The sequence below is a fragment of the Chitinophaga caeni genome, assembly GCF_002557795.1.
Taxonomy (GTDB): Bacteria; Bacteroidota; Bacteroidia; order Chitinophagales; family Chitinophagaceae; genus Chitinophaga; species Chitinophaga caeni.
Map to the genome: position 1 here is coordinate 3790222 of NZ_CP023777.1, position 26697 is coordinate 3816918.

Here is a 26697-nt window from a genome sequence, read left to right on the forward strand (position 1 = left end):
CATGGGGATTACAGGGTTCCAATTATAAAATACTGTTATAGGTAAAAAGGAAAAGTTGGCGCCTTAACTGCAAATCCCCGCATTAAAGAATAAAAGTAAAATTAATTTAATAGAAAATATACCATCCTATAAAAACCATAGTATCGAGATATATGTAATATAAGTAGAATTTAATAGAATATTTACTCACAATTGTGCAGAACCTATTATTCTTAATATTAGATTAAATATCTTTGGGAATAAATTCAAAATCAGCGAAGAATGAAAGTTTTAATTATCATGGGATCGGAAAGCGATAAACCTGTAATGCAGGAATCTAAAAACTATCTCGATTATTTCGGTATCGAGAGCGAGATGTTAGTAGCTTCCGCCCACAGGAATCCTGATAAGGTGCGTGAAATTTGTATGAATGCACAAGGAAACGGATTTGGCGTTGTAATTGCAGCAGCCGGAATGGCAGCGGCTTTGCCCGGTGTTGCAGCAGCCTTTACTTCATTACCTGTCCTGGGTGTGCCTTTAGAAGGCGGCCTGCCAGGTGGTGTAGATGCTTTGTACTCGATCGTGCAAATGCCTGCCGGGTTACCCGTGGGTACTTTGGCAGTAGGTAAAGCAGGTGCCAGGAATGCGGCCATTATGTGCGCCCGCATCTTTGCATTGAGCAATCCTACTGTTGCCGAGAAAGTGGAAGCATTTAAAGCCAATAGTTACCGTATCTAATAACTTGACTTTTAGCGGGCCCTTAAATGGGCCCGCTATTCCAGAATATGGCCGCAACAGTATTATTGATCTAAAATTTTAAGCCCATTGACAGAACAGATCATTAACTTAGATACGATTAATCCGATAGAATTTTTCGGTGTCAACAACGGAAAACTGGATATCCTGAAGAAGAAATTCCCCCTGCTTAAAATCTTATCCCGCGGCACGCAAATCAAACTCTCCGGGGCTCCGGAAGAAGTGTCTAACGCTAAAGAAAAAATCGCCCAAATCGTTTCATACCTCGAGAGGAATGGCAACTTGAGCGAAAACTATTTTGAGCAAATCCTGGGTGATGAAATTTCTGTGGATCATTTCAGTGACCGCAATCCCAACGAAGTCCTCGTTTTCGGGCCCAACGGCAGAACGGTTAGAGCCAAAACGGCCAACCAGAAAAAGATGGTAGCTTTAGCGGATAAAAATGATATCGTGTTCGCTATCGGGCCGGCAGGTACCGGTAAAACTTACACGGCGGTAGCCTTGGCCGTTAGAGCCCTGAAAAATAAAGCCGTTAGGAAAATCATCCTTACCAGGCCGGCAGTAGAAGCCGGGGAAAGCCTCGGGTTCCTTCCTGGCGACTTGAAAGAGAAGATTGACCCTTATTTAAGACCGCTGTACGATGCTTTGGATGATATGATCCCGGCAGACAAGTTGAGCTATTTTATGACTAATCGCATCATCGAGATTGCTCCCCTTGCATATATGCGCGGACGTACGCTCGATAATGCCTTTATTATCCTCGATGAAGCTCAAAATGCTACGGAACTACAGTTGAAAATGTTCTTAACCAGGATCGGCGCTTCAGCTAAAGCTTTGATCACGGGTGATTTGACCCAGGTTGACTTGCCTAAAAATCAAAAAAGCGGCCTTGATAAAGCCACCAGGATATTGAAGAATATCGACGGTATCGGTTACCTGGAACTCGATGAAGAAGATGTAGTAAGGCACCGGTTGGTAAAAGCCATTATCCGTGCTTATGACCAGGCTAAAGAAAAAGAAGATAAATTAGCGCTGGAAAGAGAAGAGAAAAAAGCGGCAGAACGAAGGGAACAAAAAGGGGAACAATCCGAAAATAATCAAAACAATTAATCTAAGTATTATTTATAATTTATAAGTAACGGTAGGTTTTATCATAATAACTTATAAAATCTACCGTTATACATGCAGGGAATTAACACTATCTTAACACGCATTGTTGTAAGTTGTGCAATTAAAACTTTCCCACTATTTTTGTTGCCACATTAATTTAATAAATTAAACAAATGAGCTTTTATCGGCGAATTGTAACTGTAGCGTGTATTTCAACAGTCGTTTTCTTAAGCGGTTGTAATAAGCATCCTGAACCTAATGAAGTAACGCTATCTTTTATGCACGCTATCCAGAATTCCAATTTTGATGCGGCGAAGGACTATGCAACTAAAGAATCGGCACAAGTGATTGACCTCTATGCTATCTTCGATCAAAGAAGAAAAGAAGGCGAAAGGGAAAAAATTAAAAATGCTCAAATCAATGTGGTAAATGTGCAAGTTAATGAAACCAACGACCATGCTTCCGTTACCGTCCTCAACTCTTCCGTAGGTAAAGAAGAAACTTTGCAATTGGTTAAAGAAAATGGCCAATGGAAGATTTCTCTTACCCTGGAAAGTATCATTCCTAACTTCGTGCAAGAATCTAATACTCCCATGTCGGATTCAGCCATGATGATGGATTCTACAATGATGATGATGGATTCAATTCCCATGCCTCCCATGATGGATAGCACGGATACAGTTGATGCCATCCAATAATATTGCATTTTTTTATTATTTCACGGACGGAAACTACCTGCTGCTCCCGAATGGGTGTAATATTTTGCTGCCAACCTTGCCAGGAATCTATCCCGGGTTCGTAAGATATTTTATAAAGTTATAGTTTTCAATCATAGTTCCTTATTTTTGCAGTCCAATTTGCAAAATTGCTAATACATGGATAATGTTTCCACCCCGCTGGAAACATTTATTGTATAGCCTGGTATGATTCCCATATTATGATCTGGGGAATGTACAGGATATTAAAATTGGTAGTTAGATCATTAAAATTGAAGTACAAAAAATTAAAAAGACAACAACATTTATGACAACAAATCCTTGGCATAGCGTTAGTCCCGGTGATAATGTGCCACATACTGTAACAGGAGTAATTGAAATACCGAAAGCGTCGCGCGCTAAATATGAACTGGATAAAGAAAGCGGTTTGTTGAAATTAGACAGGGTTTTGTATTCCTCTGTTTACTACCCTGCTAATTATGGCTTCATCCCTCAAAGTTATTGCGAGGATCATGACCCCCTTGATATTTTAATTCTTTCCCAAATCGAATGCGTACCCATGTGCTTGGTGGAAGCCAAGGTTATCGGGGTCATGCAAATGATTGATGGTGGTGAAGCGGATGATAAAATTATCGCCGTAGCCGCGCACGATATGAGCGTAAATTATATAAACGATATCTCCGAATTACCCCCGCATTTTATCAATGAAATGCGCCATTTCTTCGAAGAGTATAAAAGGTTGGAAAACAAGACCGTCCAGGTAGAAGAATTCCAAAACAAGGAAGTTGCCGAAAGAATTATCCTCGATAGCTTCAAAATGTACAAGGAGTATTTTCCCGGTCAACAATAATAATATGTAACATATTCTTTATAATTAAATTAAAGCCGTTCTGTATTTGCAGAACGGCTTTAATTTTTATGGATCATTTCAAGAACATAAGCAGTAAAACGAATATCATATCCCTCTTAACCGCTTGATAATCCTTAATTTATGTGTTCTTAAACCGGTATCCACGTTAATGATACCTTCGGTATCGATCGCATCTATACGCACTTTCCCGGCGGCATGTATAATCTCATGATCGTTGAGCATGATGCCGACATGGGTAATCTTCCCCTCGGCATTGTCGAAAAACGCTAAATCCCCCAGTTTAGCTTCTGCTAAAAATCCAACGGATTCCCCCTGCCCCGCTTGTTGGTATGCATCTCTCAATAAAGGCATTCCCAGCACTTTATAGACAGATTGGCTGAAACCGGAACAATCTATACCGAACACCGATTTTCCTCCCCACAAATAGGCCGTATTTAGAAATAATTTTGCAATCGACTTAAATTGTGCATCCGCAACTTGGATCTTGGGCGTCGGACCCGAAGTACTGATGGCATGTGGTAGTTTTTGCAGTGAATCCTCCCAATTGATAGTAAAATCGCCCCAAGTACTCTCCTGCCCATGAATTTGTTTGAATATACATCCATAAGGAATGTGCATCTTTTGGCCGTTTACCGTAATTTGATTTACCCATTCCTTCGCAAAATGGGTGTACGGAGCATCATAAATCGCTGCTGCCACCATGCCGAGATGTGACAATGTGACCCATCCCGCATAATTGTCAAATTGTGTTGAAATTTTTACCCAACCATCGGGTTGTTCCGTATCCGTTACAACGCATTCCCCGAATAAAACTTGGGTCACGATCTCGCTTCTGTGCGAGGGTTCAGCACGTACAGGCATCACCGGAACAATCGTTATTGCATATGGCATGTTAATTGATTTATTTATTTTATGGATCGGTGAACTTTTGACGAGAATTTACGTAAATATAAATATAGAGCTTATGCATTTACGTTTAGAAAACTTACCCGACAAAGAACTCCTTACCAGGATTCGTAAATTTGAAGATAAGGAGGCAGTAGCTGTTTTATTGTCACGCTACAGCCATCTTATTGCGGCAGTTTCAATACCCAAATTAAATAATGATAAAACGGCCCAAAATGTTTATCCCCAATTATTAAATGACCTGGTTGAAAACATTCAAACCCAACCAATATACAAAGTAAATGATTGGTTGCAACAATTTTTAACAGCTTATTTTAGTAAAAGTGTTGTCATCCCTAAAAATATACCGCAAGCGGTTTATAAAGTGGAATCAAAAGTTGAAAAAGCTAAGTCTAACCCGATCGAAAAAGGCGCTTTAGTGGATGATCTACACGTGGCCATGAAAGTATTAAGCCCCGAAGAAATGCATGTAGCCAAACAGTTTTACTTGGAGGATAAATCTTTTGACCAAATAGCTGGGCACAAGAATATTTCGGCTGAAAAAGTCAGGGCAATGCTGATGAATATCAAGAGAAAATTAGCCACTAATCTCATAGATCAAGCCTATGAACAATAATTTATTCAATGATGAAAAGCTCCTGAAAATATTTAGTTCAGTTCGTTGTTTGAGTAAGGAGCAACTACCCCGTTATCTCGATGGTAGTATGACACCGCTTGAGCGTCATCTTATAGAGCAGCACCTTGTTAGCTGCGATCTTTGCCATGAAGCTTTACAGGCTTTACAAGATGATAAAGTTCGTGAGCAATATAATGCTATTACAGGCGGCATCGTTCAATTTGTCCAGGAAAATACACGCGTAAACCCGGTGGTGGAAAAAAGGCTGGCAGATAAAGTTGCGCGTAAAGGTCGCCTGCAAGATACCCTTTTGAGTTCTTTTTGGATAATAGTACTCGGCGGACTAATTACCGGCGGCTATTACCTCGTGCAATACCGCTTGGAAAACCCGCCCGCGGCCATTCATAAGTTGAGCTCGGCCGCGGTTCCGCCAAACCAACAAATGGCGGGCGCCGTTGGTGAAATTGAAAATATACAAAGAAGGCAGGCCACCAATCAACCTATTGTTGAAAATGCCGTGTTAAGAACGACTACCGGTCCGGATAGCATGACCCTACACCACCCCGCCCAAGAAAATACCGGCAACTTAAAAACCGGTGCCTTACCCGCGGTTATTAAGAAAGTTGATTCCAGCAAAATGGTGATCAAAAAAGATCTTTTACAGGTAAAAAGCCCGAAAGATTCTTCAAATAACAAACTGCACGATACCAAGGTCATACCGCAAGCAGAAAAGAGCTTGGTAACTGCATTGAACAAACCGGCGGAAAAAGTTAATAGCAATCCTGATAATGATAACTCCATAGCCAAGAAAGATAAGGATGTAGCCCCCCCTAAAAAACAAGAAAATGAGACTTCTAGCGTCATGCCATCTAACGACGAGTATTTGTACAGGGCAGCATTATTATACCAGCAGCAAGGCGCTTACGATGAAGCGATCAGCCAATTCAAAAAACTAAGTAATTCAAGGGGAAAATACAATGAACTGGCAAAATATCAATTAGCTCAATGTTACAAGCAAAATGGGCAACATGGTAAGGCTCGCCGCTTGCTGAAAGAAATTGCCAGGGGCGATGGTAGCATGAAAACAGCTGCGCAATCTGCTCTCAATGATATGAATTAACCGTCCTTATATCATCTTTTTTTTCTTTACTTTATGGAATTTCAATAAAGCATCATCTTTATATGGAAATTCTATCTTTACACTGTGAATCATCCGAACGCCCAACAACATACAGACCAGGAATTGATACATCGGTTTAGAGCCGATGGCAGAAGCGATTGGATAGGTATACTATTCGACCGCTACGCACTATTGCTTTTAGGGCTTTGCATGAAATATTTGAAGAACGAAGAAGATGCCAGGGATAGCGTGCAGCAGATATTTCTAAAGGTCTTACAGGAGATCAACAAACACGAAATCGTGTTTTTCAAGGCCTGGATATACCAGGTAACGAAAAACCATTGCTTGATGATCTTGAGAAGGCAGCAGAAATTTCACCAGGCCGAGCTGACCGACTCCAATGTTCCTGCTACTACCATGCAAGAACAACATCCACAATCGCAACATCAACAAAAAGATCAGATGTTGCAAAACATGGAACATGCCTTGGAGCAATTAAACGAGGAACAACAGACTAGCGTTAGGTTGTTTTACCTGGAGAAGAAATCTTACCAGGAAATTGTTGATATGACAGGATACACGTTATTGCAGGTGAAGAGTTATATCCAAAATGGTAAAAGAAACTTAAAAATATTACTCGAGAAAATTAACCAGTCGAATGGCTAACTGGATACCATAGCCATCAATTTATGAGCGATCAATTTCATGACATATTTGTAGAAACGAATTGCCTCGGTCAACAAGAACTGCTGGACTACCTGCAAGGGAAACTCTCCCCTGCTGAGCAACATCGTGTTGAGCAACATCTAGCAGATTGTGAAATGTGTAATGATGCATTGGAAGGGTTACAACAAATTACCAAGAAAGAAAAAATTCCATTTTGGCTGCGTGAAATCAAATGGAACCTGATGAAAAAATTAAGGTTAAAAAACCACCGCAAACGCAAATTAAAAATTTATGTATCTGCCATCTTGGTGACTGCCATCGTGCTATTACTAGTATTTATGGTTTACTGGGTCATTTTTGAAATCAGGAGAGGTAACTAAAAACCGGCTACGGAAAATATATAGACAATAAACGATAACGGGCAAAATCCGCGCAGCAATATTAAAACCCGCTAACAAAGCTGATAACCCTAATACAACTTTCGATCTTCCTTTTGCATCCAATCTCCGAATACTCGTAATGCCTCTTCGCTGGGGCAAGCTATAAACGGGATCTTCCTATCCGCCAAGGGAACATTCAATTCGCGGTAAATAAACGAATCATCGAATTGGATAGCCGCGGCGTCTTCTTTTTTGTTCGCAAAATAAACGCGCTCCGGCCGCGCCCAATAAATAGCCCCCATGCACATGGGGCAAGGCTCGCAGGAAGTATAAATCTCGCATCCCGTTAACTGGAATGACCCTAAATGCTGGCAAGCTTTCCTGATGGCCACTACCTCCGCGTGGGCTGTAGGATCATTTGTCAGCAATACCTCGTTATATCCTTCACCGATAATCTCGTCACCTTTTACTACTATCGACCCAAAAGGTCCGCCAGCGCCACTATTCATACCTTTGGCAGATAATGACACGGCATATGCCAAGAACTTCTTCTCCCTTTCACCAAATGGATATTTTGTCATATGAGCTAACATTATTACAGGATTAAATTTACTAAATTTTGCCCCTCTTAAAATAAAAAACCCGGACGAAGAATCGTCCGGGGGATGTTTTCCTGTAACTGTATATTGTCGTTTATTGACTAGACTAAAATTATTTGTTGCGAATTACCACAACACCATCGAAAACATCGATTAACACTGGTTTTGTTTTATCGATCTCCCCTGCTAAGATTTTCTTACTTAATAAGTTTACAATCTCTTTCTGAATCAATCTTTTCAATGGTCTTGCACCGAATTGCGGATCATAACCTTGTTCCGATAAGTAATCCAATGCATATTCAGAGAATTCCAATATCATGCCATTTTTTGCAACAAGGTCCTTTAAATGTTGTAATTGTATGTTAATAATTCCTTTCACTTCAGAACGCATCAGTGGCTGGAACATAATCACTTCATCTACGCGGTTCAAGAACTCGGGGCGAATCGTTTGTTTCAACAGGTTCATGACTTGCTCTTTCGTATTTTCAACTACTTCTTCCTTGTTCTCGGCGGAGAGCTTTTCAAAGTTTTCTTGTATAATATGGCTACCCATATTACTTGTCATGATGATGATCGTATTCTTAAAGTTCACCACGCGGCCTTTATTATCCGTCAGTCGACCATCATCCAATACTTGCAGCAGGATGTTGAATACGTCAGGGTGCGCTTTCTCTATTTCATCAAGTAATACCACGCTGTATGGCTTACGGCGCACGGCTTCCGTTAATTGTCCGCCTTCATCATAACCCACGTATCCCGGGGGAGCTCCAACCAAGCGGCTTACAGCATGTTTTTCTTGATACTCACTCATATCGATGCGCGTCATCATACTGTCATCATCGAAAAGATAGTCCGCCAGCGCTTTCGCTAGTTCCGTTTTACCTACACCGGTGGTTCCGAGGAAAATAAAAGAACCGATAGGGCGTTTCGGGTCTTGCAAACCCGCGCGGCTCCTGCGGATAGCATCCGCTACGGCCACGATTGCCTCATCTTGTCCTACCACCCTCTTGTGCAATTCTTCTTCGAGTTGCAATAATTTCTCGCGCTCGCTTTGCATCATTTTGGCTACGGGAATACCGGTAGCTTTAGCAACATTTTCCGCGATATCTTCAGCATCCACTTCTTCTTTCAATAGGCGCTTGTTATTGGTCGACAAGGCCTCTAGCTCCCCTGTAAGCTTAGTCACTAGCTCCTCTTGCTCCTTGACCTTACCGTAACGGATTTCCGCTACGCGACCATAATCACCGTTTCTTTCGGCAGTTTCAGCTTCATGCTTAAAGTTTTCAATAGCAGCTTTAGCATTCTGTACCTGGTCGACTAATTCTTTTTCCTGTTTCCATTTAGCGGTGAAGGTGTTTCTTTCTTCGCTCAAACGGCTGATTTCTTCGGCTAATTCACGGAGTTTCGCTTCATCATTCTCGCGTTTGATCGCTTCCCTTTCAATTTCAAGTTGGCGGATCCTACGTTCCAGCTCGTCTAGCTCTTCCGGCATGGAATTCATTTCCAAGCGAAGTTTAGCTGCACTTTCATCGATCAAGTCAATAGCTTTATCAGGTAAAAAGCGGTCCGTTATATATCTTTGCGAAAGCTCCACCGCGGCTATAATTGCCTCATCCTTAATGCGGACATGGTGATGACTTTCATATTTTTCCTTGATACCCCTGAGGATAGAGATGGCATCTTCCGCGGTAGGTTCATCAATCAGTACTTTTTGGAAACGGCGTTCCAAGGCTTTATCCTTTTCAAAATATTTTTGATATTCGTTTAAGGTCGTAGCGCCGATAGCTCTCAATTCACCTCTTGCCAATGCCGGTTTCAAGATATTTGCGGCATCCATAGCTCCTTCCATGGCACCCGCGCCAACGAGTGTATGGATTTCATCAATAAAGAGGATAATTTCCCCATTACTTTCACTCACTTCTTTAACCACCGCCTTCAAGCGTTCTTCAAATTCGCCGCGGTATTTAGCGCCAGCCATTAAAGAACCCATATCCAAAGCAAAGATTATCTTGCTTTTCAGGTTATCAGGCACATCGCCATTCACAATACGATGGGCCAAGCCCTCTGCAATGGCAGTTTTACCAACCCCCGGTTCACCAACCAAGATCGGGTTGTTTTTAGAACGGCGTGATAATATATGTAAGGTGCGTCGAATCTCCTCGTCACGGCCGATAACGGGGTCTAATTTACCCGCCGAGGCCAGCTCGTTAAGGTTCTTCGCATATTTTTCCAAGGAGTTATACTGAGCATCCGCTGTTTGAGAATTGACCGTACCTCCTTTCCGCAATTCGGTAATAGCCGCTTTCAGGCCTTTTTCAGTAAGACCTGCATCTTTCAACAGCTTCGCAGTATCATCACTGCCGCCCAGCAAACCCAGTAGTAAGTGTTCAACACTTACAAATTCGTCTTTAAATTCCTTGATACTGGAACCCGCTCTTAGCAAGGCATTATTGGCATCCCGGCTCAGTGTTTGACCACCTTCGCCGTTACTAATGACAGGGTATTTTTGTAATTGTTCGTTTAATTTATTTTGGATAAAACTGGTATTGACATCATTCTTTTTAAGAAGGTATTCAACGGAATTATCCTCGTCATCCAACAAAGCTTTCAACAGGTGACCGGATTCAATCGATGCATTTTGGTGATTGAAAGCCAGTTGTTGCGCTTGTTGGAGCGTTTCCTGTGATTTGATGGTAAAGTTATTCAGATTCATATATTTAATACTTCCTTTTTATAATAGGTTAACGATGGGATGAATCGTTTTGTTTACCATATTTATCAAACCTTACACCAACTTAACATAATGGAAATTTTGACAGTTTTTTAATACATAGACTGCTGATTTTGCATGATTTATACTAATATACTGCTATTTTTACAGTAATTTAGTAAAAATGTCCAGCCCAACATTTTATCCTGTACATTGTTGAATATAATTACTATCAAAATTCGATAGCATATAAATTCCAGTTATGGCGAATGATATCATACATTCTATAGAAAATGCTCTAGGTCCCGATTATAGTACCCTTTTAGCAACACAGTTACACGAGTCCGGGGATGCTGTTCAGAAAAGTATCAAGACTATAGTACCTTCTATCCTGGCAGGATTTTTATATAAAGCATCCAACGCTACTGATTCTAATACATTATTGAATATATTTCGCCGTGCCGATGTTCAAAGTAGTGGAAATTTCGGTGAAATGATAAAGGAAGGGATCACCCCTAACCTGGTTAGTAAGGGAGTGGACTTAGTGCAATCCATTTTTGGAAGTTCCAGTTTAGCGCTGGTAGAAAACTTGGCCCGGTACACGGGCATCAAAAATTCTTCGGCAGATTCAATAATCAATACCATTACCCCGATCACGATTAATGAACTCATGCAGGAAGCAAAGGGGAAGGATTTAAATATGCGTTCCATCTTACATCAATTGAACCAACAAAAGGAGCAGATTTTCAATGCTGTACCCAAGGATTTTGACCTGGCAGGCATTATCAAGGTTCATAACCTGCACACGGTAAATGATCGCTTTTCTGTACTAGCCACTTCACTAAGGGAACATTTGACAAAGCCGACCGAAAAGCCGGGTACCCGCTGGGGATTATTATTATGCATATTAATGGGAGTTGCCTTGATCTTGTGGTACCTGGTAAGGGGTTGTAATCCCGGTGCTTGATAAGTTTACTTAACATTCACCCTTATTGAACTGACAATCAATTATTTATAAATCTACAACTTAGTATTAAACAAAAAATACCCGTTAATGAACATCGAATGTTGTTTATTAACGGGTTGAAATAAAAAAACTACAAACCTATAAGCCGGGTTCTGTATCTAACAAGTTAGACTGCTACCATTTATCTAGGCTGTAAATCACTCTACAGCTCTATCTGCCTACCCTCGATCGACAATTGGGCGAGCTACCCTCGGGCGATCGTTTACATGGCATTTCAGCACATAAGGTTTACCCTCGCGGCATGTTGCCATACCACGACGTGGGCTCTTACCCCACATTTTCACCCTTACCCCGGGGGGCGGTTATTTTCTGTGGCACTGTCTGTACCTACAAGGTAGATCCCACCTATTAAGTGGTATGTTGCTCTTTGCTGCCCGGACTTTCCTCCCTTCCGGCCTGCGCCGGAACGACGGCAGCACGGTTTGTAGTGAATTGCAAAAGTACTTAAACCTTGGCAAAAGGGCATAAAAAAACCGGCCCTAAAGCCGGTTGAAGCGATATAAAATGCAAAAAATTAGTCGATGCGAGTAACTTTAACGGCATTCATACCTTTACGACCTTCTACGATCTCAAACTCCACGCGATCATCCGCTTGAATTTGATCAATAAGGCCGTTGGCGTGTACAAAGGTTTCTTTTGAAGAATCATCATGCTTGATAAATCCAAAACCTTTGGTTTCATTGAAGAACTTTACAGTTCCTGTGTACTTTGTGTTCATTTTGAAAAAAATAATATGAGCCGTAAAGGTAAACTTTATTTGCGTAAATCCGACATTTCTGTGAAGAGTTCACAAATATTTGATATTCCAATGATAATACTAAATTAGCTTTTTTATTAATATTCGAAGAAAATCTCCGTGGCGCCGTACCCGTAAGAGGGGTGATATTGGTTCACGAAATACCGTACTTCAAAGGTTTTCTTCAATATTTCGTGGATTTCTTCCCGCAGTGTGCCCTTCCCGACCCCATGTATTACTATCATGGCATGTTGTTTATGCGCGATGGCCAAATCGAGGTAGTGCTGGAATTCATTTAACTGTATAGCAAGTATGGAAAGGTTATCTAGATGTTCCCAATCGTCAACTAACTTCTCTATATGCAAATCCAGCTCGTACTTAGGTTGCTGGGAGGCTGCCGCAGGCTGGGCTTTCGTTGGCACCGGTACGAAATTAGGACCGGGCGTAACCGGCTCCATATCGAAATTTTCCTGCTCATTCCGCTTCGGGTAATGTTCAAATAACAGGTAATTAATGGTAGCTTCCTGCTTAACTTGTAAATCGTTTAATTGCTCAAATAACTGTTTGGGCTTGATCTTCCAAGTTTTATTTACAGATGCCACCATCGTTTTATCGGGCTTCTTCAGTGAGAAATTAAACTCAAACTTGGGGCTGTCATTGAGTTGTTCGAACAGTAAATCCGTCAAATAAAAACTCTGGAAGGCTAATACCACGTTTTTCATCTCCAAATGCAACTTGTGGTTCAGGAACACCTGGAAATGAACCTGGTAATCCCTGTTGGTTTCATTATGTAGATGGAATTTCAGGCGCGTGACGATCTCGTCATAGCCTTCGGTCTGGAATACGGGCAGCATGGAAAGGCTAACACCTTTTTCCATACGGATTGCTCCTCCCAGCTTTTCTTTCTTGATTTCTTCGCCGGGTGTGAGCTTGTTATAGCCCGATCCCTGGTCAAAGTTGGGCGCCTGCTTTTTCTGTGTGAACCAATAAAAGTATGGAAAGTCTATTTGGTCCATGTAAACGGGAAACGTTGCTCCATTTACTTGAACTACTACCATGTTATCATCCAGGATGTCTACTATGTTTCCTTCTTCCTTGGAATGTAACAGGATGATCTTATCTCCGATTGAATATTTCATTATAAACGTATGGCCGGTAAAATTGCAAAAATAATGATGAAACTAATGTGAACGAAATCTAGGTTCATTTTACCGACCTACGTTTTATCGGGACTACGGGTTATGAGGATGGTAAGTTGAAGGTTTTTCCGGGTGGCGCCGCATGTATTCGTCCAAGGATATCCTACCGCTTCCTTCTACCAGGAAGACGATCAGCAAGAACAATACTATTACGGTAACCAGTGTTTCATTATATACAAGGAATAATCCTGTTGGTGATGAAACAAAAATCAGCGCGCCTAAAAGAATTGGAATATTTGCTATTACAGCGACCCTAGTTAATAAACCGAGGAAGATTAATAAACCGCCGACACAGTGTGCGAACACAATGATATGGGCAATAAAGAAGGATACGGTCGTCAAAAATGGCTGTTGACCAATGATGCGTGTTAATACATCGATATTACTTACGAAACTAATGCCTTTCCAAATTAAATATAAACCAAGCAACATGCGAATGCCATCTAGCCATACGGGATGATGCGTATTCCCCCATTTTTCGATTTTTTGCATGAGGTTCATAACATTGAATTTAAGGTTCAAAGAACGTTTACTGTAATTTACGAAAATATCCCCATAAAAAACGGAAGGCTGCCTGTTTAGCAACCTTCCGTAGTATAATTAACAATATTATTTCTGATCGATGCTGCTTTAGGCAGCAACTGCTTTCTTGGCCAAACGGCTATTTTTATACCCATATAGAAAGTAAATCGTCAACCCGAAAGCCATCCACCCGAAGAAAACCACCCAACTCTTGGCCGGGATCTCGATCATCAAGTACAGGCAGCACAGCATCCCCAAAACCGGGATTAACGACAATTTTTTTAAGGCCGTCAATACGGTTATAGCTGTCGCCAATACCAAGAATATAATGAACAGCACTTCTTCGTAGCCCTCATTTCCCAGGTTGGCAAAATCCGTAACAATACGGTCTTTAAACAGGATGCAGAAGGCGATCATTAATACGGGAACTATGATCCTCCCGTTGATATACGGCAGGTTGAACTTCTTCGTTGCCTTGTCTTCTACTTTGGGTAGCAACAAAACGCCGCCGCAAACCAATACAAAGGCGAATAGAGTGCCGATACTGGTCAAGTCCGTTACGATTCCACTATCGATAAACAATGCAGGAACCCCTACAATCACCCCGGTTAGAATCGTGGAAAAAGTAGGTGTCTGAAACTTTGGATGCACTTTACTGAACCTTTTAGGCAACAATCCATCGCGGCTCATGCTCATCCAGATGCGAGGTTGCCCGATCTGGAAAACCAGGATCACACTAGTTGCGGCAACTACGGCGCTAATCGAGATCACGTAGCCAATCTTTTCCATGTTGATCTTCTCAAATACATATGCCAAGGGATCCGCAACATGGTTAAACTCGGAATAGTGTACCATACCGGTTATTACCAATGTAACGATGACATATATGACGGTGCAAATAATCAAGGAATATATCATACCCCTTGGTAAATCCCTTTGCGGGTTCGCACATTCTTCAGCCGTGGTGGAAATGGCATCGAAGCCTATATAGGCAAAAAAGACCGCAGAGACTCCTTTCAGCACCCCTTCGAACTGGTTCGGTAAGAACGGCGTCCAATTGTCGGTATTGATATAAAATACGCCGATTGCCACAACGACCAGCAAAACAACGATCTTCAAGCCCACCATGAAATTGGCGCTGCGTTTACTTTCCCTGATGCCCACGTATGCTAAAATAGTGACCAATACTACGATTACAAATGCCGGGATATTCATGATAACCCTTAACCCGCCGATGGTAGGGGCCTGCGCCCAAGCCATAAGCGAAGTATCCGTTCCCGCGGCCATTGCTGTTTCGAAAGTAGCCTTGGCAGTTTTATAATCTGTTATCAACCATGAGGGTAGCGATATACCAACGCCATGCAATACATTATTAAAATAACTACTCCAGGATATGGCTACAACGATATTACCAATCGAATATTCTAATATTAAGGCCCAACCGATGATCCAGGCTGTCATTTCACCGAAAGTCACGTAAGAATAAGTATACGCGCTACCGGCTACAGGAACCCTAGATGCAAATTCAGCATAACACAGGGCGGTAAAACCGCAGGTTACAGCAGTTATGAGGAATAAGAAGATTACCCCCGGACCGCCGTCATAAGCAGCTTGGCCAATGGTGGAGAAAATCCCGGCGCCGATAACGGCCGCGATCCCCATCATGGTTAGATCTTTTACATTCAATACTTTTTTAAGACCGCCTACCCCGTGATCATCGGTAATACCGGATTGGGCATCTTGCAATAAGTTTGTTATAGATTTTTTGCGAAAGAGGGAGTTTGACATCTAATAATCGTTGTTGATAACCTTTTTTGATACTCTATTTAGATTTGGCCGAGTTAAAATACATAACTTCCCGGCATATTCAAAATATATTCAATATGCGAAAGCCGCCCCGCGAATATAGTATTTTCAACGATTAATGTTGCCTTATCAATAGGAAATCGGTTAATTCTTTCAATGCCTGTTTACGGTTACTCACCACTGCTATCTTCTCCAGGCTTTCCAATGCCCGTGCTTTAAAGCGCTCTTTTTCTTGTTCTGCCCATTGGTCAACTTTACATTGGCGGAATATTTCCAGTACCTGCGCTACTTTATCGGCAGGATTTTGCACCATCAATTGCAGCAGCAACTCCTTTTGGGATGGATTACAAAGTTCCAGCGCTTTCAGCAATAGGAAGGTTTTCTTATTTACCTGGATATCTCCCCCCTGCTGTTTTCCAAATTTTGCCGGATCCCCGAAGGCATCGAGGTAATCGTCTTGCATTTGGAACGCGATACCAACATTTTTGCCGAAATCGTATAACAATTGTTGGTTTCCTTCGCTGCCCCCACCTATGATAGCGCCCATCTGCAAGCTGGCTGCCAACAATACGGACGTTTTTAAACCTATCATGTAAACGTAATCATCGTACTGCACTTGTTCCGGCAACTTTTGCTCCATATCCATATCCAGTTGTTGCCCTTCGCATACTTCCGTGGCCGCCTTGTTAAATACTTGGATCAACTTGGTTTTATGGGTAGATTGTACCTTGTTGAGATACTCGTAACATTGGATCAACATTACATCTCCCGAGAGGATGGCCGTAGATTCATTATATTTCATATGAACAGTTGGCTGCCCTCTTCTTAGCGGCGCTTTATCCATGATATCGTCGTGGATAAGGGTAAAATTGTGAAATAATTCGATGGCCGCCGCTGCCTGCAATGCATCATTATGCAAAGTATCAAACAATTCATTACCCATCATCACTAAAACGGGACGGATCCTTTTGCCCCCGATACCGAGAATATATTGTGCCGGATCATAAAGACTGCTTGGGTTCGCCGGGAATTGCCGCGTATTAAATTTCTGTTCAAACTGTGCTGATAACTCTTTAAATGAATGCATGTGTCTTTAAAAATTAAAAATTACCCATACCATTAGAACGGTATGGGAAAGTATAATTTTAAGTATAAACAGGTTTAAGTTTTCATTTCAATGCTCTTTATAACCTTTCACTGTATAAACCTGTGATGATAATAAATACCCTATTAATCCTTTTTCCCCGGTTTTCGCTTTGTTGTTTTGTTTTTCCGGGATGCCGCTTTCGGAGTTGCTTTCAACTCTTCGACAAGATCATAATCCAATTGCCGTTTGGCCAAGTTGGCAGCCACTACTTTAACGGTTACCTTGTCTCCAATGCGGAAACGCGCTCCCGTGTTCAGTCCTTCTATGGCGTATTCACTCTCATTATACTTGAATTCATCTTTCAGCATAAGATTATGAATACTCACCAAGCCTTCACACTTTGTTTCTACCGTTTCCACCCAGAAACCGAAACTAGCGACCCCGGAAATCACCCCTAGGAATGATTCACCCATAAACTGCTGCATGTACTCTACTTGCTTGTACTTGTTGGCGGCCCTTTCGGCTTCCATGGCTTTGCGTTCCATCTCGGAACTGTGGCGGCAACGTTTCTCCAACGTTTTATCAGGATGGATATCTCCTTCCAAACATTGTTCCAAAATACGGTGCACCAAGACATCGGGATACCTACGGATCGGAGAGGTAAAATGACAATAATCCTCGAAACCTAAACCGTAGTGACCGATATTATCAGTAGTATATTCTGCTTTAGCCATGGTGCGGATACCCAGGGTTTCCAACACGTGTTGTTCGGGATTGCCCCGGGCTGCTTCCAAAAGCTCGTTAAAAGAAGTTGCAATAGTTTCCGGTGAATGCAAATTCAATTTATAGCCAAATTTACGTGCAAAAACAGAGAAGATGGATAATTTTTCTTCATCCGGTGTATCATGCACCCTGTAAGGGAATGGAACCGGGTGCTTGTTGACCCTAATTTTCGCTACGTGGGCTGCCACCGTTTTATTCGCTAACAACATAAACTCCTCGATCAGCTGGTGAGATTCTTTACTTTCTTTCACAACTATACCGATGGGTTTACCGGTTTCATCAAGCTGGAAGCGTACTTCTTGCGATGAGAAATTGATCGCGCCATTGTCAAACCGTTCTTTCCGCAAGATGCGGGCGATTTTATTTAGTGTTAAAACTTCATTATCGTATGGCCCCTCCCCCGTTTCTATGATTTCTTGTACATCTTCGTAAGTAAAGCGGTGTTTGGAATGAATGATTGTTTTACCGAGCCAATAATTAATTACCTCGGCTTTCTCATTCATTTGAAAGATGGCACTGAAAGTTAATTTATCTTCATGGGGTCTCAAGGAACAAAGTTCATTCGATATCCTTTCTGGCAGCATGGGTAATACCCTGTCAGGCAAGTAAACGGAAGTGGCCCTTTTCTCGGCTTCTTTATCGAGCGCGGTACCTGGCAGAACGTAATGGCTGACATCGGCAATGTGTACACCGATCTCAAACTTCCCATTACGCATTTTCCTGAAAGAAATGGCGTCATCAAAGTCTTTTGCATCGACCGGGTCGATTGTAAAGGTGAGCCATTTACGGCAATCTTTTCTTTTCTTAACTTCTCCCTTGGGTAAGCCTTCGGGAATTTGCGCCGTTTCTTCCAATACTTCATCCGGGAAGGATAAAGGGAATCCACTTTCCACTAATATTTCCTTCATGGCCAGGTCACTGGCATTGGAAGCATCGAGTATTTCGATAATTTCACCGACAGGCTTCTTGGATTTTTCTCCCCAGGCCACAATTTTCACCAGGGCTTTATCTCCATCCTTAGCATCTTTCAAACTATTTGCTGGAATATAAATATCGGGCATAAAGTTCCCTTTATCCGGCACTAGGAAGGCAAAATTTTTATTGACCTGGAGGGTACCGGTAAATTCTGTTTTTTTACGGGTAATAACTTCATTGACCGTACCTTCCATGCGGCCGAGATTTTTAGCTTGCTTGATCACATCTACTAAAACCTCGTCACCATCCAATGCGGAGTTTAGGTTCTTCTGTTTTACCAGGATATCTTTTGTCAAGGTAGGCACGATAACAAATGCCATACCGGAACGGGTAACTTCCACTATGCCCCTATAACGTTTCTTTTGGCTGCTACTCGTTTTCTTCTCTTTTCTCTTTTTAGACATTTCAATTAATTTAAGGGGTTCAATAACCGGGAATGGATTCTATAAAGAACCCTTTCCATTCACATGATTAAACTTCCTGGACATTCAAAGTTTTGTTGATATAATCATAAATATAATTATTAAATAAGTCTCCTTCGTTAAATAAAAAAGAAACTTCTACCGGGATCACGGCAATTTTCAAGCCTAACTCGTCCAGTTCTTTTTGCTTGAGGCTGAGTCTTACCGCATCTTTTTCAGTAGTTACAATCCACTTTTGCTTTGCATCTATATGGTTATACTCGATCTTGATTTTTTCTAAATCCCTAGCGTTATAGTAATAATGATCGGGGAAAGACATTAAAAATGTTTTCCCGGATAAAGCATTTAGATGTGCTACCAGTGGATCGGGTTTAGCTATTCCACAAACCAGTAGTATTTGGCTTTCCGCGGATATTTGCACCGGTTCCAACGATTGCATATCGTAGATTTTACCATATTGTAAATATGTAAAAAACACTTTTTGCCGGGGTAATGGTTGTATTTCCCTCATAATAGCTTCTTTCTCTGCCGGGCTTAAATCGGCAGGACATTTCGTCACGATCACGCTATCTGCCCTTTGGTAGCCATTCCTGCTTTCGCGGAGCCGCCCGAATGGCACTACGTGATCCCTCGTAAAAAGCCTGCTATAATCGGTCAGCATGATATTTAGCCCGGGTTTGATGGATCTGTGCTGGAAGGCGTCATCCAGGATTACGATTTGTGTATCGGGGCGATCCGTCAATAATTCGGGGATCGCTAGCATTCTTTCCTCCCCGACACAAACGCTAATACCGGGAAATTTTTGATGGAACTGCATGGGTTCATCTCCAATTTGGGCCGCGGTGCTTTTTTCATCGGCCAGGATATAACCTTTAGTTTTCCTATTGTATCCCCGGCTTAGGGAAGCAATTTTGTATTGATCTTTCAACAAGCGGACCAGGTATTCTACATGCGGCGTTTTCCCGGTGCCGCCCACGGAAAGGTTGCCGAATGAAATTGTGGGTATTTCAAATTCTACAGCGGTCAATATCCCCTTGTCGTACATACGGTTTCTAAGCCACATAATTAACCCGTATAGTAATGAAAAGGGGTATAAAAGGTATGATAATATTTTTAACACGTTACGATTTTGAATTAAAATAATAGGTAGATCCCGGTGTTATCGCTACGTCTAACGAAATATCACCGGCATAAATATCGGTAATGGGCGCTGGAAGACTGTCAAATAGGCTCAGGCCAATTTTTAAAACCTTAGGCTTGCAAAGTGAAAGGAACCTATCATACATGCCCTTTCCATAGCCTACCCTATGACCATTTTCATCAAATGCCAGCATCGGTATAAGTACAGCGTCTATTAACAAGGGATTTACATCATCTCCGCCAACAGGTTCGGGTATACCATAGGCATTTTCCTGTAATACTGCATCATCATACCAAATAACATGCCTCATGTCATTAGTTTCGAAATTTGATTGGGAAGTTACGAGTTGAATAGTTGGGTAATGTTCACGAATCCATACAGCTAACAAAAACGTATCCACTTCTTTTCTCGAGAGGATCGGCAGAAAAATATGAAGATATTGTATTCCTTCGAGTGCGAAATTACTAAATTGTAATAATAAATCCATATTTAAAATGGCCCATTCCTCTTCCGTTAACGCGAGCCGCTTATCATTATAGGCTTTCCGGATATCTTTTTTGGTATGCTGCATCATATATTATCTATCGCATCTTTCAGACTATTTTCTAGTTGGATGGCTTGTGCTTGAATGAACGCCTGATCCAAGATGGTGGCTTTAGGGATCCTTCCAATTTTAGGGATATTGGACCAGCTTACAATATCGTCTTCGTTCGTATTATATTCCCCGCTGAAAATCCACCCTAGAACCGGGATTTTATTTTCCTGTAATACTTTCGCAGTTAATAAACTATGGTTGATGCTTCCTAAATAATTTCCTGCTACTAAAATGACCCTAGCTTCCAAGGCGATGATCAGGTCCAGGATGAATTGATGCTCGTTCAATGGTACCATCAATCCTCCCGCGCCTTCTATAACCATCGGTTGATGGGTGTTTTCCAAAGCATTAGCCCTATGGACAAGATGTTCCAAATCAATGGCTACCCCATCGATCCTGGCGGCTAAATGCGGGGAAGCCGGTGTTTTAAGCCGGTAAACTTCCCGCAAGGTCTTAGCCGGGTGCTGTATCATTTGCGCAACAAACGCTGTATCTGTCCCTTCTTCCAACCCCGCTTGCACCGGCTTCCAGTACTGGGCCTTCAATGCTTGGGTAATACATGCACTGCTCACCGTTTTGCCAACCCCGGTTCCGATCCCGGTTATAAATACCCGGTTTTGCTTCCATTTCATATTTGCAAATATACTAAAACGGGTCACGGATTTTTTGTATTTAAGGATTTCATGGCTGTTCTACGCTAAATGATAAATTCCTAATGATTACATAATTATGGAGAATTGGAAAAAATATAAAACAATGGAGACCTTATTATAAACAAAATTCCGTAAAATCCTTAAATCCGAAAAATCCATGACCCAGAAAATTGTCTTAATATTATACTATTGTTCTCCCATTATCATCACCATAATTCATTTATTATGAAATATTTTGACAACATACTCCAAACGATCGGACATACCCCGTTAGTAAAATTACATAAAGTAACATCCGACCTTCCGTGTACCGTTTTGGCAAAGGTGGAATTTTTTAATCCGGGTAATTCGATCAAGGATAGGATGGCTATCAAGATGGTGGAAGTGGCAGAACAGCAGGGGTATTTAAAACCCGGGGGCACCATTATCGAGGGAACAAGTGGCAATACCGGTATGGGCTTAGCCTTGGCTGCCGTTATTAAGGGATATAAATGCATCTTCACCACTACCGATAAGCAATCCAAAGAAAAAATTGATATCCTGAAAGCCGTGGGCGCCGAAGTAATCGTTTGCCCAACCAACGTAGAACCGGATGATCCCAAGTCATATTATTCCGTCGCTAAAAGATTAGCTAAAGAGATTCCCAATTCATTTTATGTTAATCAATATGATAATCTCGCTAACCGCGATGCGCATTACGAACAGACTGGTCCCGAAATATGGGAGCAAACCGGTGGTAAAATCACCCACCTGGTTGTTGCAACAGGAACCGGGGGCACCGTTACCGGAACCGGTAAATATTTAAAAGAACAAAATTCCGCTGTGCAAGTCTGGGCTATTGACAGTTACGGATCCTTGTTGAAAAAATTTCATGATACCGGCAAGATAGATATGTCGGAAGTTTATCCTTATATCACGGAAGGAATCGGTGAAGATTTCGTGCCCGCAAACTATGACATGTCTGTAATTGACCTATTTGAAAAAGTAACCGATAAAGACGGCGCCGTTATGGCAAGGAGAATAGCCAAAGAAGAAGGCATCTTTGTTGGATATTCGGCAGGATCAGCCATAGCAGGACTTAAACAGCTAAAACATTTACTTAAACCAACGGATGTAGTCGTAGTTGTTTTTCATGATCATGGTAGCCGCTATGTAGGGAAAGTATACAATGACCAGTGGATGATGGAACGGGGATTCCTCGATGTTAGATCTGTAAAAGATATCGTAAGCGGGCGAGGAAATTTGCCCCTGGTCACTATTAGCCCTACAGAATCTGTCAGCGACGCCATTCACAAGATGAAAAAATTTGATATAGAACATATTCCGGTCCTGCTGCAACATGAATTTATTGGAGCTATTTCGGAAGGTGGTCTTTTTAATTATTTGCTGGATCATCCCGATGCAAAAAACTCGCCGGTAAAAGGTGTGATGCAGCCCCCTTTCCCAGTAGTGAACCTAGACACTCCCATCGATAAGTTAACAAAATATATCAACAAGGAAAATGGCGCCGTTCTTGCCCAGGATGATGCCGGGACTTACCATATCGTTACCAAGTACGATATCATACAAGCATTGGGACAATAAACCATCTTTTATTGTGCTACCTTTGTTTGAATGGAACAAGAAACAATGCTAGTGATAGATCAAATGCAGCGTGAAGTGACGGTTCCCTTGAAAGATCTGCGAATTATTTCGCTTGTTCCTTCACAAACCGAATTACTTTACGAGCTAGGCTTAGATAAAGAGGTTATCGGGATCACGAAATTCTGTGTACATCCTGTATCTTGGTTTAGGACGAAGACCCGTGTTGGTGGAACAAAGCAGCTTCATTTAGAACAGATTCGCGGGATGCGTCCCAATTTGATTATCGCAAATAAGGAAGAGAATGAACGTGAACAGGTAGAAGCATTAGCGGAAGAATTCCCTGTCTGGATCAGCGATATACACAACTTCACCGAGGCCTACGCCATGATCCGGGATATAGGTGCAATCACTGGCAGACCTAACGAAGCGCGGGAATTAATAGGAGCAATCAAGACCGGGTTTCAAAACATGGAAAAACTATCCCGACCGTTAAGCGTAGCCTATTTCATTTGGCGCAATCCTTGGATGGTAGCCGGTAATGATACTTTTATTCACCAGGTCTTAACGGGTGCCGGTTTTGAAAATGCATTTAATTTGTCGGGGCGTTACCCCGAAGTTACAGCGCAGCAGTTACAAGAAATCCAACCGGATTTGGTCTTCCTGTCATCAGAACCCTTTCCCTTCCGGGAGAAACATATTGCCGAAATACAATCAATCATACCCGGAAGCAAAATACTGTTGGTAGATGGAGAAATGTTCTCCTGGTACGGAAGCCGATTAAAGGAAGTTCCCGGGTATCTTGGCGGGCTGATCAATAAAATAAAAAGTTAATACCCCGGTCCTACCAATTATTAACTTTAGAAAGGATTTCCCTTGATCGGGATCCCGGTAAAAGAAGGTTGCCCTGTAGCTTGAAACGGCTAATAGCAGCACTTTTTAGCGAAAATTTGATATAAATCAATGGAAAATATTCATTTTTAATATTTTCTAAACATTTCATGGTATTATAATTCTTAGTAGATAGTCCTTATATTTGTTTCCTCAAAATAAATATTAATCAGGTCATTATGGGAAAATACAGAGCCGGCGTATTACACGGCGAAGAGCTAGATGCGCTTTACAACGATGCGAAAGACAATGGATTTGCGATGCCAGCAGTTAACGTGGTTGGAACCAACTCCGTAAATGCAGTTTTGGAAACCGCTGCCAAAGTAAATTCTCCCGTTATTATTCAATTTTCTAACGGCGGAGCGCAATTTTATGCAGGTAAAGGTATGCCGAATGATAATCTGCAAGCCAACATAGCCGGTGGTGTTTCAGGAGCTAAGCATGTACATGAAGTAGCGAAATATTACGGTGTTCCTGTTGTTTTGCATACCGACCATGCCGCAAAAAAATGGTTGCCTTGGATCGATGGATTATTAACCGCGGGGGAAACGTTTTACCAGCAAACCGGTCAGCCGCTTTTCAGTTCCCATATGCTGGACTTATCCGAAGAGCCTATTGCTGAAAACATCGAAATTTCTAAAAAGTATTTCGAAAGAATGAACAAGCTGGGTATGAGCATCGAGATAGAACTCGGGGTAACCGGTGGTGAAGAAGACGGTGTGGATAATTCAGGCGTTGAAAATTCATTATTATATACCCAACCTGAAGAGGTGGCTTTTGCATATGAAGAGCTTTCCAAGGTAGGATCCCGCTTCACAATCGCGGCTGCTTTCGGAAATGTGCACGGCGTATATAGCCCGGGCAATGTTGAATTGCGTCCAGACATCCTGTTGAACAGCCAGAAGTTTATCCAGGAAAAATATAAAACGAAAGAAAAACCGGTATACTATGTATTCCATGGTGGTTCCGGTTCTCCTAAGCATCAAATCAAGGAATCATTAGGCTACGGCGTCATCAAGATGAACCTGGATACCGATATGCAATGGGCTTTCTGGGAAGGTGTATTGAATTATTATAAAGAGAAAGAGGCTTATTTACAATCACAGTTAGGTAACCCGGACGGCGCTGAAAAGCCGAATAAAAAATTCTACGATCCGCGCGTTTGGTTACGTAAAGGTGAAGAATCTTTCGTAAAACGCTTGGAAGAAGCATTTTCCGATTTGAATTGCATTAACCGTAATGCTTAATTTTTTATAGTAACCTTTTTGCCCCATGCTCGTTCATGGGGCTTTTTATTTTATATAAACAAGCTTAATACCTGGGAATATTTTATATATACTTTACTGAAATATAGCAAGATTTATATTGGGTGATTGGAAATTATTCCCATTTCCGCTTGTAAAAATGAATTTAGTTGTATCTTGCACCACTATTCTTTAATCAAATAGCACATAATCAATAGTATGAGTTGGTTTAAGCGAATCAAGCAGGGTATTTCAACCAGCACTAGTGAAAAGAAAGAAGCACCGGATGGCTTATGGCATAAATGCCCAAATTGTAAGAAAACCACTAATATCAAGGATCTGAAGGAGAACTTGTATGTTTGTGATAATTGTAATTATCATAACCGCATCAATTCCGAAGAATATTTTGAAATCCTTTTCGATAATGGCCAGTTCGAAGAACTTTTCTCTAATATTTTCCCGAAAGACCAACTGGGTTTCGTTGACCTGAAACCTTATGCGGATAGATTGAAGGATGCACAACGCAAATCCGGTTTAACGGATGCCATGAAAGTGGGGCACGGTAAGGTTTTTGAACACGACCTGGTGATTGCTTGTATGGACTTCGGTTTCATCGGTGGTTCCATGGGTTCCGTCGTGGGAGAGAAAATATCTAGGGCAATTGACTACTGTATCAAGAACAGGCACCCGCTGATGATTATTTCAAAATCCGGTGGAGCCCGCATGATGGAAAGCGCTTTCTCATTGATGCAGATGGCGAAAACTTCCGCGAAATTGACCCAATTGGCAGATGCAAAATTACCTTATATTTCCCTGATGACAGACCCGACTACAGGGGGCGTTACCGCTTCTTACGCGATGCTGGGCGACTTGAACATTTCCGAGCCGGGCGCATTAATCGGCTTCGCCGGCCCCAGGGTTATCAAGGAAACTATTAAGAAAGACCTTCCCGAAGGTTTCCAAAGCGCTGAATTCCTATTGGAACACGGTTTCTTGGATTTTATCGTGGACAGGAAAGAATTAAAACAAAAATTGGCACAGCTGATTCAGTTGTTTAAGCAGTAATCAATTGTTGCCGTTAAAATATTTATGGGTTACAAGTTGCTTTTGTAGTAATTTGTAACCCTCAATTTTATTATGGCAGAACAAAAAAACAGATCGGCATTTTACGAATATGCGATTGAAGATAAATTCATCGCGGGTATGGTATTGACGGGCACCGAAATCAAGTCGATCCGCGCAGGCAAGGTGAGCTTTAACGATAGCTTCTGCTACTTTCATAAAGATGAATTATATGTAAAAAGTTTACATATATCGGAGTACAGCCACGGCACTTACGCTAACCACGATCCCCTCCGCGAGCGGAAGTTATTACTTACGAAACGCGAACTGCGGAAATTACAGAACAAGCTTAAAGATAAAGGCTATACAATCGTTCCACTGAAGATCTTTATCTCTGATAAAGGTTATGCAAAGATGGAAATCGGTTTGGGTAAAGGTAAAAAACTACATGACAAACGCGACTCCATCAAGCAAAGGGAAGCCGAACGCGAACTGCGAAGGAACTTCAAAGTGTAAATATGCCCCGTAAGAGATAAATTAACTT

The 26697-nt window shown here is 41.7% G+C and carries 26 protein-coding genes and 1 other RNA gene; 14 read left to right on the forward strand and 13 right to left on the reverse strand.

Annotated features, from left to right (window positions below; genetic code table 11):
- Nucleotides 1-261 precede the first annotated feature (261 nt).
- The 4 genes from purE to COR50_RS15860 all read left to right on the forward strand — a co-directional run bounded on the left by purE (nucleotide 262) and on the right by COR50_RS15860 (nucleotide 3411).
- Nucleotides 262-717: a 5-(carboxyamino)imidazole ribonucleotide mutase gene (purE, locus tag COR50_RS15845; protein WP_098194888.1), complete on the forward strand. Its 456-nt coding sequence runs from the start codon at nucleotides 262-264 to the stop codon at nucleotides 715-717.
- An 87-nt stretch (nucleotides 718-804) separates the two neighbouring features.
- Nucleotides 805-1845 carry a PhoH family protein gene (locus COR50_RS15850; RefSeq protein ID WP_098194889.1) on the forward strand — a complete coding sequence of 347 codons (1041 nt, stop codon included), beginning with the start codon at nucleotides 805-807 and terminating at the stop codon, nucleotides 1843-1845.
- Nucleotides 1846-2123: 278 nt separating this feature from the next.
- Entirely contained in the window at nucleotides 2124-2543 is a 420-nt protein-coding gene (locus COR50_RS15855; RefSeq protein WP_232516192.1) for a nuclear transport factor 2 family protein, read from the forward strand.
- A gap of 325 nt (nucleotides 2544-2868) precedes the next feature.
- Entirely contained in the window at nucleotides 2869-3411 is a 543-nt protein-coding gene (locus COR50_RS15860) for an inorganic diphosphatase (protein ID WP_098194891.1), read from the forward strand.
- A 105-nt stretch (nucleotides 3412-3516) separates the two neighbouring features.
- On the opposite strand, the gene COR50_RS15865 is transcribed toward COR50_RS15860, so the two are convergent.
- Complete coding sequence (locus COR50_RS15865; RefSeq protein WP_098194892.1) at nucleotides 3517-4323, reverse strand: C40 family peptidase; 807 nt, start codon at nucleotides 4321-4323, stop codon at nucleotides 3517-3519.
- Here COR50_RS15865 and COR50_RS15870 point away from each other — a divergent pair.
- The 4 genes from COR50_RS15870 (at nucleotide 4322) to COR50_RS15885 (ending at nucleotide 7120) form a co-directional block, all read left to right on the forward strand.
- Entirely contained in the window at nucleotides 4322-4954 is a 633-nt protein-coding gene (locus COR50_RS15870) for a sigma-70 RNA polymerase sigma factor region 4 domain-containing protein (RefSeq protein ID WP_098194893.1), read from the forward strand. The genes COR50_RS15865 and COR50_RS15870 overlap by 2 nt on opposite strands.
- The gene (locus COR50_RS15875; RefSeq protein WP_098194894.1) at nucleotides 4944-6074 is read left to right on the forward strand and encodes a tetratricopeptide repeat protein; all 1131 of its coding nucleotides are present in this window, start codon (nucleotides 4944-4946) and stop codon (nucleotides 6072-6074) included. Before COR50_RS15870 ends, COR50_RS15875 begins: the two co-directional genes overlap by 11 nt.
- 84 nt (nucleotides 6075-6158) lie before the next feature.
- Nucleotides 6159-6740 carry an RNA polymerase sigma factor gene (locus tag COR50_RS15880; RefSeq protein WP_098194895.1) on the forward strand — a complete coding sequence of 194 codons (582 nt, stop codon included), beginning with the start codon at nucleotides 6159-6161 and terminating at the stop codon, nucleotides 6738-6740.
- A 23-nt stretch (nucleotides 6741-6763) separates the two neighbouring features.
- The gene (locus COR50_RS15885) at nucleotides 6764-7120 is read left to right on the forward strand and encodes a zf-HC2 domain-containing protein (RefSeq protein ID WP_098194896.1); all 357 of its coding nucleotides are present in this window, start codon (nucleotides 6764-6766) and stop codon (nucleotides 7118-7120) included.
- Between the two features lie 89 nt (nucleotides 7121-7209).
- On the opposite strand, the gene COR50_RS15890 is transcribed toward COR50_RS15885, so the two are convergent.
- The gene (locus COR50_RS15890; RefSeq protein WP_098194897.1) at nucleotides 7210-7701 is read right to left on the reverse strand and encodes a nucleoside deaminase; all 492 of its coding nucleotides are present in this window, start codon (nucleotides 7699-7701) and stop codon (nucleotides 7210-7212) included.
- 130 nt (nucleotides 7702-7831) lie between these two features.
- Nucleotides 7832-10432 (reverse strand): ATP-dependent chaperone ClpB, encoded by a 2601-nt coding sequence (clpB, locus tag COR50_RS15895; RefSeq protein WP_098194898.1) that lies wholly within the window; start codon nucleotides 10430-10432, stop codon nucleotides 7832-7834.
- Nucleotides 10433-10691: 259 nt separating this feature from the next.
- On the opposite strand from clpB, the gene COR50_RS15900 reads away from it, so the two are divergent.
- On the forward strand, nucleotides 10692-11396 hold the full coding sequence (locus COR50_RS15900; RefSeq protein WP_098194899.1) for a DUF937 domain-containing protein: 705 nt from the start codon (nucleotides 10692-10694) through the stop codon (nucleotides 11394-11396).
- Between the two features lie 125 nt (nucleotides 11397-11521).
- Here the strand turns inward: COR50_RS15900 and rnpB are convergent.
- The 10 genes from rnpB to bioD all read right to left on the reverse strand — a co-directional run bounded on the left by rnpB (nucleotide 11522) and on the right by bioD (nucleotide 21354).
- Nucleotides 11522-11885: RNase P RNA component class A (gene rnpB, locus COR50_RS15905), an RNA gene on the reverse strand.
- Nucleotides 11886-11970: 85 nt separating this feature from the next.
- Nucleotides 11971-12174 (reverse strand): cold-shock protein, encoded by a 204-nt coding sequence (locus COR50_RS15910; RefSeq protein WP_098194900.1) that lies wholly within the window; start codon nucleotides 12172-12174, stop codon nucleotides 11971-11973.
- A 116-nt stretch (nucleotides 12175-12290) separates the two neighbouring features.
- Entirely contained in the window at nucleotides 12291-13331 is a 1041-nt protein-coding gene (locus COR50_RS15915) for a Smr/MutS family protein (RefSeq protein ID WP_098194901.1), read from the reverse strand.
- A gap of 93 nt (nucleotides 13332-13424) precedes the next feature.
- Nucleotides 13425-13892, reverse strand: a complete 468-nt coding sequence (locus COR50_RS15920) for a DoxX family protein (RefSeq protein WP_098196275.1) — start codon at nucleotides 13890-13892, stop codon at nucleotides 13425-13427.
- Between the two features lie 129 nt (nucleotides 13893-14021).
- The gene (locus tag COR50_RS15925) at nucleotides 14022-15701 is read right to left on the reverse strand and encodes an amino acid permease (RefSeq protein ID WP_098194902.1); all 1680 of its coding nucleotides are present in this window, start codon (nucleotides 15699-15701) and stop codon (nucleotides 14022-14024) included.
- A gap of 133 nt (nucleotides 15702-15834) precedes the next feature.
- Nucleotides 15835-16806, reverse strand: a complete 972-nt coding sequence (locus COR50_RS15930) for a polyprenyl synthetase family protein (RefSeq protein ID WP_098194903.1) — start codon at nucleotides 16804-16806, stop codon at nucleotides 15835-15837.
- Between the two features lie 143 nt (nucleotides 16807-16949).
- Nucleotides 16950-18968 (reverse strand): ribonuclease R, encoded by a 2019-nt coding sequence (gene rnr / locus COR50_RS15935; protein WP_098194904.1) that lies wholly within the window; start codon nucleotides 18966-18968, stop codon nucleotides 16950-16952.
- A gap of 67 nt (nucleotides 18969-19035) precedes the next feature.
- Nucleotides 19036-20106 carry a tetraacyldisaccharide 4'-kinase gene (gene lpxK / locus COR50_RS15940; protein ID WP_098194905.1) on the reverse strand — a complete coding sequence of 357 codons (1071 nt, stop codon included), beginning with the start codon at nucleotides 20104-20106 and terminating at the stop codon, nucleotides 19036-19038.
- A 1-nt stretch (nucleotide 20107) separates the two neighbouring features.
- The gene (locus tag COR50_RS15945) at nucleotides 20108-20701 is read right to left on the reverse strand and encodes a 5-formyltetrahydrofolate cyclo-ligase (protein ID WP_098194906.1); all 594 of its coding nucleotides are present in this window, start codon (nucleotides 20699-20701) and stop codon (nucleotides 20108-20110) included.
- Complete coding sequence (bioD, locus tag COR50_RS15950; RefSeq protein WP_098194907.1) at nucleotides 20698-21354, reverse strand: dethiobiotin synthase; 657 nt, start codon at nucleotides 21352-21354, stop codon at nucleotides 20698-20700. Before bioD ends, COR50_RS15945 begins: the two co-directional genes overlap by 4 nt.
- 246 nt (nucleotides 21355-21600) lie before the next feature.
- Between bioD and COR50_RS15955 the strand changes: the two genes are divergently transcribed.
- From COR50_RS15955 to smpB, 5 genes are all read left to right on the forward strand, one after another.
- A complete protein-coding gene (locus COR50_RS15955; protein ID WP_098194908.1) occupies nucleotides 21601-22959 on the forward strand; it encodes a pyridoxal-phosphate dependent enzyme in 1359 nt (452 codons plus the stop codon).
- Between the two features lie 30 nt (nucleotides 22960-22989).
- On the forward strand, nucleotides 22990-23790 hold the full coding sequence (locus COR50_RS15960) for an ABC transporter substrate-binding protein (RefSeq protein ID WP_232516194.1): 801 nt from the start codon (nucleotides 22990-22992) through the stop codon (nucleotides 23788-23790).
- Between the two features lie 236 nt (nucleotides 23791-24026).
- Complete coding sequence (gene fbaA, locus COR50_RS15965) at nucleotides 24027-25094, forward strand: class II fructose-bisphosphate aldolase (protein ID WP_098194909.1); 1068 nt, start codon at nucleotides 24027-24029, stop codon at nucleotides 25092-25094.
- 216 nt (nucleotides 25095-25310) lie between these two features.
- Entirely contained in the window at nucleotides 25311-26156 is an 846-nt protein-coding gene (gene accD / locus COR50_RS15970) for an acetyl-CoA carboxylase, carboxyltransferase subunit beta (protein WP_098194910.1), read from the forward strand.
- Nucleotides 26157-26228: 72 nt separating this feature from the next.
- On the forward strand, nucleotides 26229-26669 hold the full coding sequence (smpB, locus tag COR50_RS15975; protein WP_098194911.1) for an SsrA-binding protein SmpB: 441 nt from the start codon (nucleotides 26229-26231) through the stop codon (nucleotides 26667-26669).
- Nucleotides 26670-26697 lie beyond the last annotated feature (28 nt).